Source organism: Halarchaeum sp. P4 (genome assembly GCF_051195175.1).
Lineage (GTDB): Archaea > Halobacteriota > Halobacteria > Halobacteriales > Halobacteriaceae > Halarchaeum.
On sequence record NZ_JBNTKC010000001.1, the window covers coordinates 483,279 to 495,085 of the forward strand.

The 11,807-nt window shown below is 69.3% G+C and carries 12 protein-coding genes; 3 read left to right on the forward strand and 9 right to left on the reverse strand.

From position 1 onward, the window contains the following. Positions 1–17 precede the first annotated feature (17 nt). From ACQUS8_RS02495 to ACQUS8_RS02520, 6 genes are all read right to left on the reverse strand, one after another. Entirely contained in the window at positions 18–896 is an 879-nt protein-coding gene (locus tag ACQUS8_RS02495; RefSeq protein WP_435096411.1) for a UbiA family prenyltransferase, read from the reverse strand. 55 nt (positions 897–951) lie between these two features. Continuing rightward, a complete protein-coding gene (locus ACQUS8_RS02500) occupies positions 952–2,364 on the reverse strand; it encodes a cryptochrome/photolyase family protein (protein WP_435096414.1) in 1,413 nt (470 codons plus the stop codon). 69 nt (positions 2,365–2,433) lie between these two features. Next, on the reverse strand, positions 2,434–3,219 hold the full coding sequence (locus ACQUS8_RS02505) for an SDR family NAD(P)-dependent oxidoreductase (RefSeq protein WP_435096417.1): 786 nt from the start codon (positions 3,217–3,219) through the stop codon (positions 2,434–2,436). A 60-nt stretch (positions 3,220–3,279) separates the two neighbouring features. Then, complete coding sequence (locus tag ACQUS8_RS02510) at positions 3,280–3,960, reverse strand: 6-hydroxymethylpterin diphosphokinase MptE-like protein (RefSeq protein WP_435096420.1); 681 nt, start codon at positions 3,958–3,960, stop codon at positions 3,280–3,282. Positions 3,961–4,102: 142 nt separating this feature from the next. Next, positions 4,103–5,227: a dihydropteroate synthase gene (folP, locus tag ACQUS8_RS02515; protein WP_435096423.1), complete on the reverse strand. Its 1,125-nt coding sequence runs from the start codon at positions 5,225–5,227 to the stop codon at positions 4,103–4,105. 48 nt (positions 5,228–5,275) lie between these two features. Further along, positions 5,276–5,467 (reverse strand): hypothetical protein, encoded by a 192-nt coding sequence (locus tag ACQUS8_RS02520; protein WP_435096426.1) that lies wholly within the window; start codon positions 5,465–5,467, stop codon positions 5,276–5,278. Between the two features lie 90 nt (positions 5,468–5,557). Here ACQUS8_RS02520 and ACQUS8_RS02525 point away from each other — a divergent pair, with 90 nt between their 5' ends. Continuing rightward, positions 5,558–6,325, forward strand: coding sequence for an RNA methyltransferase (locus ACQUS8_RS02525; RefSeq protein ID WP_435096429.1), 768 nt, complete (start codon positions 5,558–5,560; stop codon positions 6,323–6,325). Between the two features lie 12 nt (positions 6,326–6,337). Here ACQUS8_RS02525 and ACQUS8_RS02530 read toward each other — a convergent pair whose 3' ends face one another. Together ACQUS8_RS02530 and ACQUS8_RS02535 are read right to left on the reverse strand one after the other, a co-directional pair. Then, entirely contained in the window at positions 6,338–6,976 is a 639-nt protein-coding gene (locus ACQUS8_RS02530; RefSeq protein WP_435096432.1) for a hypothetical protein, read from the reverse strand. Positions 6,977–7,021: 45 nt separating this feature from the next. Then, positions 7,022–8,038: a DMT family transporter gene (locus ACQUS8_RS02535; RefSeq protein ID WP_435096435.1), complete on the reverse strand. Its 1,017-nt coding sequence runs from the start codon at positions 8,036–8,038 to the stop codon at positions 7,022–7,024. A gap of 244 nt (positions 8,039–8,282) precedes the next feature. Here ACQUS8_RS02535 and ACQUS8_RS02540 point away from each other — a divergent pair, with 244 nt between their 5' ends. Next, positions 8,283–8,777 carry an Lrp/AsnC family transcriptional regulator gene (locus tag ACQUS8_RS02540; RefSeq protein WP_435096438.1) on the forward strand — a complete coding sequence of 165 codons (495 nt, stop codon included), beginning with the start codon at positions 8,283–8,285 and terminating at the stop codon, positions 8,775–8,777. Positions 8,778–8,837: 60 nt separating this feature from the next. After that, entirely contained in the window at positions 8,838–9,881 is a 1,044-nt protein-coding gene (locus ACQUS8_RS02545; RefSeq protein WP_435096441.1) for a hypothetical protein, read from the forward strand. Positions 9,882–9,922: 41 nt separating this feature from the next. Here ACQUS8_RS02545 and gatE read toward each other — a convergent pair whose 3' ends face one another. Further along, positions 9,923–11,797, reverse strand: a complete 1,875-nt coding sequence (gene gatE / locus ACQUS8_RS02550; RefSeq protein ID WP_435096444.1) for a Glu-tRNA(Gln) amidotransferase subunit GatE — start codon at positions 11,795–11,797, stop codon at positions 9,923–9,925. Positions 11,798–11,807 lie beyond the last annotated feature (10 nt).

Consider the following 11,807-nt stretch of genomic DNA (forward strand, 5'->3'; position numbering starts at 1 on the left):
AAAAACGTATCCTAAGACTATAATGTAAACAACATTAGGTACGCGGGGACGACGCCGGCGGCCATGACGAGCCCTTCGGCGTCTCGGAGCGTGCAGAGGTGTTCGGTTGGGCGCGCCGGGACGGCGAGCGAGCGGGTGAGCCACGCGGAGACGCAGAGCGCGGGCGCGAGGCCGACGGCGACGAACGCGGGGACGATGCCCATCACGACCGCGGCGACGGCGAGGACGCCCGAGAGCGCGTCAACGCCGTAGAGGACGTAGCGCGTCGCCGTCGCGCCGATGACGGTCGGGAGCGTGACGACGCCCGCCGCCCGGTCGCCCGCGACGTCGCGGACGTTGTGCACCTCGACGGAGCCGACGCTCCGCAGGAAGTACCACGCGGCGGCGACGCCGACGGCCGGCGAGCGGAGCGGACGCCCGGACGCGACGGCGGCCGGGAGGAGCGCAACGGGGAGCGCCCACGCGAGCGCAACGACGAACGTGTTCACCACGAAGACGTCCTTCAGGCGCGTCGGGCCCGGCCCCGGAATTACGGGGAGGCTGTAGGCGACGCCGACGGCGGCCGGGAAGAGTGTCAGCGCCGCCCCCGGGAGGCCGCCGCGCCAAATCGCGAGGGCGACGCCGACAACGTATGCGACCCCCGAGAGGGCGGCGTAGGGACGCAGGTGCGCGCCGACGAACGCCGCGCGCTCCGGGTAGGTGACGGCGTCCGCCGCGACGTCGCTGGCCTTGTCGAGGTTGTAAACGCCCACGGTGGCGAGGAAGGCGACCGGGAGTGCGGCGTTCGGCTGGACGCCGAGGAGCGCACACGCCGCGTACGCCTCCGCCGCCGCGGACAGGCCGAGGAACAGCGAGCTATGCACCACGAACGCGGAGAGGCGCTGGGGGGCACCCATAGCGGTGCCACGGTCGGTATCGGCAAAGTAGAATCTCGAGAATCCCGAGAGGTCGCTAGTCGTCGCCGCGCGCTGCCTCGAACGCCGCGATGGCCGCCTCCCGGCGCTCCCCATGGTCGACGATTGGGTCGGGGTAGTCGGGGGCGTGCTCGTCGCGTTCCGCGGTATCGAGCGACGGCCACTCGTGAATGACGTCCGCGGGCACGTCGCGCAACTCGGGGACGTACTCGCGGACGTACTCGGCGTCCGGGTCGTACTTCTCGCCCTGCGTCTGCGGGTTGAAGACTCGGAAGTAGGGCTGGGCGTCCGTCCCCGTGGAGGCCGCCCACTGCCACCCGCCGTTGTCGTTCGCGGTGTCGTGGTCGACGAGGTATTCGCGGAAGTGTCGGTAGCCGACGCGCCAGTCCGTGAGCAGGTCCTTCGTGAGGAAGGACGCCACGACCATCCGCACGCGGTTGTGGACGTAACCCTCCGCGCGCAGTTGGCGCATCCCCGCGTCGACGATGGGGTAGCCGGTCTCGCCGCGTTTCCACGCGCGAATCTCTTCGGCGTCGTTGCGCCACGGGATGGCGTTCTCGTAGTCGCTGTAGTTCGTCGTCACCACCTCGGGGTTGAAGTAGAGGACCTGGGTGTAGAACTCGCGCCACGCGAGCTGGCTCTGGAACTCCCGAACGCTCTCGCGTTCGTCCTCGCCGTCCGCTTCGTGCATCGCCGCCGCCGTCATCTCGTAGGCCTCTCGGACGCCGAGCGTCCCGAAGTGGAAGTCCTGGGCGGCGTGCGACGTCGCGTCCATCGCGGGGTACTCGCGGGCCTCCGCGTACCGGAAGACGTCGTCCTCGCAGAAGTCAGCGAAGCGCGCGACGGCGGCGTCGTGGCCCGCCTCGGGGAGGTCGATGTCCGGGTCCTCGAAGCCGAGGTCGGCGCTGTCGGGGAGCGGGTCGCCCGAGACGGCCGTGAGCGCGTCGCCGGCGGGTGGCTCCGCGGGGTCGTCCTTCTCGCGGTCCCGCCACTTCTTCCAGAAGTAGGTGTAGACCTTGTAGGGGTCGCCGGCGTTCGTCCGAATCGCGCCGGGTTCGTGCAGCACCGCGTCGTGGTACTGGTGGGTCGCGACACCTTCCGCGGAGAGCGCGTCCGCGACCACTTCGTCGCGCTCCTGTGCGAGCCCGGAGTAGTCGGCGTTCCAGTGGACCGCGTCGGCGTCGTACTCGTGTGCGACGTCCGGGAGAACGCCCGAGGGGTCGCCGCGTCTGACGAGGAGGTCGCTCCCGCGCTCGCGGTAGGCGGCGCGCAACTCGGCGAGCGCATCACGCATGAACGCGACGCGGCGGTCGCTCGCGTACTGGAGGACGTCGTCGTCGAAGACGAACACCGACACGACGCCGTCGTCGCCGCTCGCGGCGTCGGCGGCCGCGGCGAGGCCACGGTTGTCGTGGAGGCGGAGGTCGCGCCGGTGCCAGAACACCTGCATGGCCGGGGCGTCGCGTGCGCGGCGGATAACGCTTCGGCCTGCGGCGCGGGACCGCAGAACGGGGCGGGCCTACGGCGCCTCGTAGGTGTTCGGCGTGCCGGTGATGCGGACGGACTGCCCGTCGACGAAGGAAGCCGCGTCGCTGGCGAGGAAGCGCACGAGGTCCGCGACTTCCGCGGGCGTCCCCCACGTCCGGTCGGCGTTCGCGCGCTCGATCTCCTCATCAAGGCCGAAGCCCTCACGGAGTTTCTCGGTAGCGATGAAGCCGGGGGAGACGGCGTTGACGCGGACGTCGTTCTCCGCCCACTCACGGGCGAGCGAGCGAGTGAACGCGATGACGCCGGCCTTCGCGGCGCTGTAGGCGCTCATGTTCTCGACGCCGTACTCGCCGGCCATGCTCGCGACGTTCACGATGGCGCTCGGCGAACCCGACTGGAGGGCGTCCGCGAACGCCGTGGAGACGTTATATACACCAGTGAGGTTGACGTCAACGACGCCGTCCCACGTCTCGGGGTCGACTTCGTCGGTGGGCGCCATGCCGGCGCCGCCGCCCGCGTTGTTGACGAGGACGTCGACGCCGCCGAAGGCGTCCACGGTGGCGTCCGCGAGCGCCGCGACGTCGTCGCGGTCCGTGACGTCCGCTTCGACGGGTTCGACAGTACCCGGGAGGTCGGCGAGTTCGTCGGCGACGGACTCGACGTCGTCGAGGGTGCGCGAGCAGATGACGACATCCGCGCCGTCGGCGGCGAACACCTCGGCGATGGCGCGCCCGATACCCGAGGAGGCGCCGGTGACGACGGCCGTCTTGCCTTCGAGGCTACTCCGCGACCGCACCGCGTCCGTGGTCTCGGTCATACCCGACCGAAGCGCCGTCGTGCGGATAAGCGGCGAGGCCGCGGAGAGGGTCGCGCCCTCTCAGTCGAGGGCGTCCAGCCAGTCGGTGTCGCGATAGCCGTCCAGCACCTCGTAGGTCTCGTCGCGTCGGCGCTCGAGCCACGAGAGGAGGCGCGCAGCCCACCGGAGTTTGTGGCGTTTCGTCTCGCTCGGGGCGTTCGTGAAGTCCCAGCCAGCGAAGACGAGTGACTCGGCGCCGACGTGGTCGGCGAGGAACGCCGCGCGGTCGCCGTCCGTGAACCCGCCGAAGTTGTGGACGCCGTCCACGGGCCGGGCTTGCGTCGTCCCGAGGACGTGGTCGTCGTCGAACTCGGGTATCCAGTCGGCGACGAGGTCGCGGTTGTCGCCGTGGGCGTGCGCGGCGACCGGCGTCCCCTCGCGGGTGAGCGCGCGACTCGTCCCGGGGTTCTTGTCGAGGTCGGTGACGTGGACGTCGACGGCGATGCCGTGCTCGCGGCAGACGTCGGCGGCGGTGGAGGCGGCGAAGACGCGGTCGGCCCGCTCGACGTCCGCGAGCTCGTCGGCGAGACACGGCGCGGCGCCGACGACGGCGACCGTCTGACCGGTGGCGTCGAGGCGCGAGACGTCGAAGTCGCTGACGAGCGTTGCCAACTCCTCACGGGCCGCCTCGTCGCCCGCGCGGTCGTAGCCGAAATCGCGGAGGACGGCCTCGTAGGCCGGCTCCCACTCGGGAAACTGCACTATCGGCTCACCAGTCTGGCTGCAGGAAAAATCCGGAACCTGGTGGTTCGAGCCGAGTCCCCGCAGTTGTAGTGTACCCCTACCGATGCGGGGTCTCGGCCTCCAACCCGGATTTGCGCTGCTTTCGGCATAAGCTTTCCCGTTAGCGGAGACTGGAGCGAATTTCGCCGGCGACACCCGCGAGCGCTTTCGAGGCGCGGGTAATGCGGTCGGCGAACACTTCGAGGTCGGAGACGGTGCCGGCGATAAAGAGGTCTTCACCGCCCGTACAGACGACGCCGGTGTCCGCCGCGACGTCGACGAGCGTCTGTCGCCTGTCAGCCGGCGCGTGGACCTCGTAGGCGCGCGCGACGCTCGCCTCGGCGGCCGCGCGGTCGCCGTTCAGACGGTCGATGTGTCGCTCGGCCTCCTTCGGGGTAGTGACGTCGAGTTCCTCGACGGCACGGTCGCGGTGGCGCTCACGGCCGAACTCGTGGCCGATGAGGGCGGCGTCACGCGTCTCGGCGACGTCGTGCGTCCGGACGACGTGCGCGCCGCGCTCGACGGCCATCGCGGTGGCAGCGAGCGAGACGGGGAGCGCCTCCTCGGTGGAGCGGCCGGCGACGTCGCGCAGGAAGTTCTTCCGGTTGATGGAGACGAGAATCGGCTGGCCATATCCTCTGAACTCGCGGAGACGGCGGAAGGTCTCGCGGTCGTCCTCGAGGGCCTTCTCCTCGGACCACCCGCCGAAGGCGGGGTCGACGATGGTCTTCTCGGTGAAGCCGTTGCGCGAGAGGGCGTCGTAGATGTCGTCGACGTCCTCGATGGCGCCGGGGCGTTCGAGGTCCGGCGGGGACGCCATCTTCACGACGGCGGCGTCGTGGGCCGAACAGACTTCGGGCATCTCGGGGTCGGCGAACCCGCAGATGTCGTTCACCATGTCGAAGCCGGCCTCGAGGGCGGCGTCGGCGACTTCGGCGTAGCGCGTCTCGATGCTGAAGACGGCGTTGCCGTCGACGCGCTCGATGGTCTCGAGGGCGGTGTCGAGCCGGTCGAGTTCCTGCTCGGCGCTGAGGACCTCGAAGCGCTTGTTCGCGGATTCGAGGCCGATGTCGACGATGTCCGCGCCCTCGCCGATGAGTTCCTCGTCGACGTAGGCGGCGGCCTCGTCGGGGTCGTCGAAGACGCTCGGCGAGTAGGGCGACTCCTTCGAGACGTTCAACACCCCCATGATTCGCGGGGGGTGGTCGTCGCCGATTTGCAGGCCGGCGGCGTCCACGGTGTGCATATCCGAGTGGGGGAGGGCCATCGCAATAGAACCCGCGGTCCGGACCCGTCAGAGGAGGGTGCCGGCGACGGCGACGAGGACGCTGAGGAGGAAGGTGACGGCGGCGAGCGCGAGCGACGCGGCGCCGAGGGCGATGACGGCGTAGATGACGTAGACGATGGCGCGACTCGGAACAGCGGTGGCGCTGTCGTCGTCCGTTCGACCGCGCTCGAGCGTGACGGATGGGGGGACAGTCGACATAGTATGATTGACAGGGTAGAGCGGAATAAAGTCGACGGCCGTCGCGGCGTGACGCGCGGCTTTTACTCGTGCGGCGGCTAACCGGACGCAATGGGAGACAGTGCGCCCGCCGTCGCCGTCGTGGACGCGAAGACGTCCGGGAACGTCGGCACGATTGCCCGCGCGATGAAGAACTTCGGCTTCAGCGACCTCTACCTCGTCGACCCCCCGGACCTCTCCCGGGAGTCCGAGGCCTACGGCTTCGCCGGCCAAGCCCGCGAGGACATCCTCCCCGAGGCCGAAGAAGTCGAGTTCGACTACCTCGTCGAGAACTTCCACACCGTCGGCTTCACCGCCATCACGAACGAGGACGCGACGAAGCACGTCCGCTTCCCGTTCCGCACGCCCGCCGAGCTCGCCGAGAGCCTCGCGGACGTCGAGGCCCCGACCTGCCTCATCTTCGGGCGCGAGCGCGTCGGCCTGCACAACAGCGAGATGGAGCGTCTCGACGAAATCTGCTCCATCCCCGCGAGCGCCGACTACCCCGTCCTCAACCTCGGGCAGGCCGCGACCGTCGCGCTCTACGAACTCCGGACGCTCACCGTCGACGAGACCCAGCTGCCCGACGTCGCCGTCCACCGTGCGAAGGAGGAGGAAATCGAGGCGTTCTACGACCACTTCGAGGACTTCCTCGAACTCGTCGACTACCCGGAGGAAAAGCAGGCGAAGACCGGCCGGATGGTTCGGCGCATTCTCGGGCGCGCGCACCCGACCGGTCGCGAGGTCAACACCCTCCACGGCATCCTGCGCCGCGCCCGCTGGCACATCGAGGGGAACGGCCGGAAGGACTCCGTCGAGGACGAAGACTACAGCAAGTAACCCGGGTTTCTCTCACTCCGCCCCGCTGCGCTCGCGGTAGAGCGCGAGCGCCGCCCAGACGAGCAGCGAGACGCCGAGCGCGTACGCCGCGAGTTTCGGGATGGTGAGCGGGTCGGCGACCTGCGTCGTCCCAGCGACCCGCACGAGCACGTAGCCGTCCTCGGTGTCGACGAGCGTCGCCCCGACCCGTTCGCGACTCGTCGTGTCGCCCGCCAGCGCGTCCCGAACGGGTGTCGGGGCGTCCGCGGGCGCGACGGCGAGCGCGGCGGCGACGTCGCGCGGCGAGACGCGCGTCGCGTTCACGTGGAACGTCCCGTCCGCGACGCGCGCGTCGACGCGGTAGTACTGGTCGCCGGCGTCGTCCGCGAGGAAGCGGTAGTCGGTGAGTCGCTCGACCTCCGGCGGGACGTCGCCGACCGGCCGCGAGACCGACTCGTTGGCGGCCTGCCGCGTCACCTCGACTTGGGCGTCGACGCCGTAGGAGACAGCGGAAAGGTGGTACAGCGACTCGACGGCCTCGCCGTCCTCGAGGGTGACCGGCGTCGTCTCGTAGGTGTACTGGGTGTCGAGGCCGGGCGGATCGCCGACGACGGGCTGTGTGAGAATCGCGAGGCCGACGAGAAGAGCGAGGAGCGTGCGCGTGGAGACCATACTCGTGTGTGGGGCCGCCGTCCCGATAAGCCCTCCCGGATTCGGTCAGTCGGACGTCTCGGAGTAGTCGTGGCGGCCGCGCTTCTGCACGGTGTGCTCACGGCGCATGAGTCGCACGTACGCGAGGCGGGCACGTGCACGAGCGACTGCCAACTGGTCGTCGAAGCGGTGGCGTTCGACGACGGCGAACCCGGCGAAGACGGCGAGGAAGCCGACGAGCGCGCGCGCGCCGATCATGTCGCCGAGGAGCGCGACGCTCATCACGGTGGCGACGACGGGCTCGAGGTAGCTGATGAGGTGGACGGTGCTCGGGCCGGTGCGGTCGAGCAGTTCGAAGTAGATGAAGAACGCGACGACGCCCGAGACGATGGTGAGGTAGGCGAGCGACGCAATGGCGTTCGGCGTCCAGTGAATGGCGGCGACGGACTCGCCGCGGAGGGCGGCCCCCGCGAAGAGGACGCCCGCGCCGAGGAGCATCGTCCACGCCTGCATCGAGCGCAGCGGGAGCGTCGTGCGGAGGGGGCGCGTGAGGACGCCGCCGAGCGCGAACGCGACGGCGCCACCGAAGATGAGGAGGACGGGAATGAGGGACGCGACGCCGAAGCCGCCGCTGCTGGGCGCGGCGATGACAGCGACGCCGAGGATGCCGAGCGCGAACCCGACGAGTTCGACGGGTCCGACGGACTCGTCGGGCAGGAGGACGCTCGCGAAGACGGCGGTGAGCACGGGCGCGGTGGAGACGACGACGGCGGCGACGGCGCCGGAGACGTTCAGTTCGCCGAGATAGAGGAGGGCGTGGTAGAGCGCGATGACGAAGACGCCGCTGACGCCGACGCTCAGCCACTCGGCTCTGGTTCTGGGGATCCACCGGTCAGTCGTGAGGACGGCGTAGAGGAGGACGATGCCGCCGGCGACCGCGTAGCGAATGCCCGCGAAGAGGAGGGGCGGGAAGGCGTGCAGCCCCGTCTCGATGGCGACGAATGACGTCCCCCAGAACGCCGCGAGCGCCACGAACATCGCGGCGGTGCCGCGCGGAGTGCGAAGGGTATCTGTGAGAGACATCGGTCTGTCTCACTCTACTGTGCGCGCCGTGTTAAACTTGTCTACAAGGTTCGACTGTATTTCCAGAGTAATCTCTAACTCCATGCACGATTATGAGCGACAAGACGTGTCACGGCTGTCGGTGGCGGGACGAGTCGGCCGCGCGGCGGCGTCGCAGGCGGGTGGCGTACTGCGCGGCGAGGAGCGACGGCGAACGGCGGTGGCTTCGGTGGAGTATTTAGGTCAGCCGCGCGAACGCCGAAACATGGACGACCGGGACGTACGCCTCCTGAAAGCTATTTCCGACCTCGGCACTGGGAGCCCCGAGCGACTGCACGAGGAGACGGACATCCCCGTCTCCACCATCCACTATCGGCTGAACAACCTCCGCGAGCAGGGTGTCATCGAGAACGAACTCTACGACCTCGACTTGGACGAACTCGGCCTCGGCGTCACCGTCGTCCTCGAAGTCTATACGACCTACAGCGGGAGTTATCGGGGCGTGGCCGCCGAGCTCGAGGAGATCGAGGGCGTCACCCAGGTGTTCTTCACGATGGGCGAGTACGACTTCATGGTCGTCGCGCGCCTGCCCGACTCGGACGCCGTCGAGCGCCTCATCACCGACTTCGAGGCCATCGACGAGGTCGACCGGACGAACTCGACGTTCGTCACCTCCCGCACGAAGGACGTCACGCGTCCCCTCCAGACCTACTCGCTCGACACCCTCCTGGAGGAACTCGTCGACCAGCCGCCCGAATAGATTTTTTTCACCTAGTCTTGGGGTGATTTTAATAACGGCGACGTGATAGGTTCACGCCCGATGTGGCATCTCGGTCCCCAAGCAGACGCCGGCCTCTGGTTCGCAGTCGAGTCTCCGACGAGCAACACCCTCCACAGCGTCGTCTCCACCACCGACGGGCCCTACGCCGTTGGCGGGAGCGGCACCCTGATACGTCGCCAATCTGACGGCGACTGGATTACCGTCTTCGACGACGGCCCCGCGACCCGCGACAACAAACTCCTCGACGCAGCCGTCACCGACGACGGCGAGCGCGTCTGGTTCGCGGGCTCTTCGGGTTCGCTCGGCTACTACGACCTCACGACCGGCACGAAACACGACTACAGCGCACCGCGCGGCAAGACATCGACGTGGGAAGCCATCGCCGTCGGCGGGAAGGCCGGCAGCGAGAAGCTCCTCGTCGCCAACGGCAGTGGCGAAGTCCTCGTCGGCTTCGTCGACGGCCGCTGCCCCCAGTGGGGGCCCGTCGAGAAACCGGGCGGCGGCGAATCCGGCGGCTCCGGCGCGTCCATCAGCTCGCTCGCCGTCGGCCCCACGGGCGACGGCTACGCCGTCAACACCAGCGGGAGCATCTTCCGCACCGCTTCGGGCGGATGGACGAAAATCGGCATCGAGAACGCCAAAGGCACCTTCCGCGACGTCTACGTCGACAGCGACGAAATCCTCGTCGCCGCCAGCAAGCGCTTCTACAAGTACGAGCCGAAATGTGAGAACTGGACGCCGCTCGGCGTCTCCGACACCGCCATCAACGACATCGATCGAAACGGCGACGTCCTCGTCGCCGTCGGCGACGACGGGACCATTCTCCGCCGCGAGAACAAGGAGTGGCACGAGCGCTGGACGCTCACCTCCACCGACCTCCTCTCGGTCGCCGTCGGCGACGGCCCCGAAGTCGCCGTCGGCAACGGCGGGCGCATCGTCGAGCGGAGCAACGACTCGATGGACAGGCTCCCCGCCTCCGAGCAGGACGGCGCGTCGTCCGGCGGCAGCACGGGCGGCTCGTCCGGTGGCACGAGTGACTCCTCGGGTAGTACGAGTGGGTCGACCAGCGGATCGACCGCATAACGAGACGACGGTCGCCCGAAGTCGCGAATAGTCGAGCGCGCCTACGCGCGCTTCTGGATCTCCTCGCGGAGAATCTGGCTGACGAGGTCGCCCTCGGCCTTCCCGCGGAGCGCGCCCATCGCCTCGCCCATCAGGCCGGAGAAGGCACCCATGCCCTCCTCCTCGACCTGTTCCTCGTTGCGCTCGACGACCTCGACGACGGCCTCGCGAACGACGTCCTCGTCCGCGGAGCCGAGCCCCGCTTCCTCGGCGGCCTCCGCAGCTGTCCGGTCGGGCTCCTCCGCGAGCGCTTCGAGCAGTTCGGGGACGCCCTCCTGGGTGATTTCGTCCTCGGCGATGAGGTCGAAGACGCCGTGGAAGTGTGCGTCCGTGAGGTTCTCGACGGGAACGTCGTCGCGGCGCAGGCTCGTCACCGTCGACTCGACGGTGCGCGCCGCGAGGTTCGGGTCCACGCCGCGCTCGACGGCGTCCTCGAAGAGCCGCCAGCGACGGCCGTAGGCCACCTGCTCGGCGACGTCCTCGTTCAGGTCGTACTCCTCCGTGTAGCGCTCGACCTTCTCCGTGAGGAGTTCCGGCGTCTCCACTGCCGAGGGGTCGGGCTCGACCGGCGGCACGTCCGTCTCGGGGTACATCCGCGCCGCACCCGGGAGCGGGCGGAGGTACTCGGTCGTGCCGTCGTCGTGCGCGCCGCGCGTCTCCTCGGGGACGCCCTCGATGGCGGTGCGCGCGCGGTCCGCGGCGGCCTCGGTCGCACCGCGCGCGACGTCCGCGTCCGCGGCGACCATCGCGACGGCGTCCTCGGGGCCCGCGCCGACGGCCTCGCGGAGCGCCTCGACTTCGTCCTCCGTGACGCCGTACGCGGGCAGTTCGTCCGTGTGGAAGATGCCGCCCGCGCCGTGGCGCTTCGCGTGGTCGGAGAGCTCCGTGCCGAGCCGACGGTCCGGCTGGAGCTCCCTCCCAACGAGCCCGTCGAAGCCGTAGAGCGGCACCGCGAACACGAGGCCGTCAGCGTCGAGCGCGCCCCGAACGACCGAGGACTCCGTCTCCGTGAAGACGTCCGTCACGTCCTGCACCTCGCCGACCTCGGCGTCGCGCGCCTCGAGCTCCTCCGCGACCTCGAGCAGGCGGACCTGGCGCTGGACCTCGTACCGCACGAGGTCGTCGATGTCGTCGAGGCTCTGGACGCCCTTCATCTCGACGCGCGCGCCGTCCGCGATGGAGACGTTCACGTCCTGGCGGATGGTGCCGAGCCCGCGCTTGACCTTCCCCGTCGAGCGCAGCAGCATGCCGATGCGCTCGGCGGCCTCGCGGGCCTGCTCGGGGCTCCGGATGTCCGGGTCCGTACCGATTTCGACGAGCGGAATCCCGAGGCGGTCGAGCGCGAACTTCGTGCCCGACTCCGTTTCCTCGACGCGCGCCGCGGACTCCTCCTCGAGCATGATGTCCTCGATGCCCACCGGCCCCTCGCTCGTCTCGATTTCGCCGTCCTGCGCGACGAGTGTCGAGCGCTGGAAGCCGCTCGTGTTCGAGCCGTCGATGACGACCTTCCGCATCACGTGCGCCTGGTCGAGCGCCGTCATGTCCATCAGGTTTGCCACCTCTAAGGCGACGTCGAGCGCCTCCTCGTCCAGCCGGTGGGGCGGTTCCTCGTCCTCCTCGACGAGACACGTCGTGTCGAAGGCGAGATACTCGAACTCGCGCTCGACCTGCGACTCCTCTAGGGCCGCCTCGTCGATCTCCCCGAGTTCGCTCTTCGTCGGGTGGAGATAGCGCGTGAACGTCCGGTCGTGTTCTTCGGGTTCGCGTCGCGTCGTCGGGCACGCACAGAAGAGTTTCGTCGCCGTGTCCAGCTGCTGGTGAATCTCCAGCCCGGCGACCAGCCCGAGTTCCTCGTAGTCGAAATCGCCGTCAGTCATTACCCGCCTC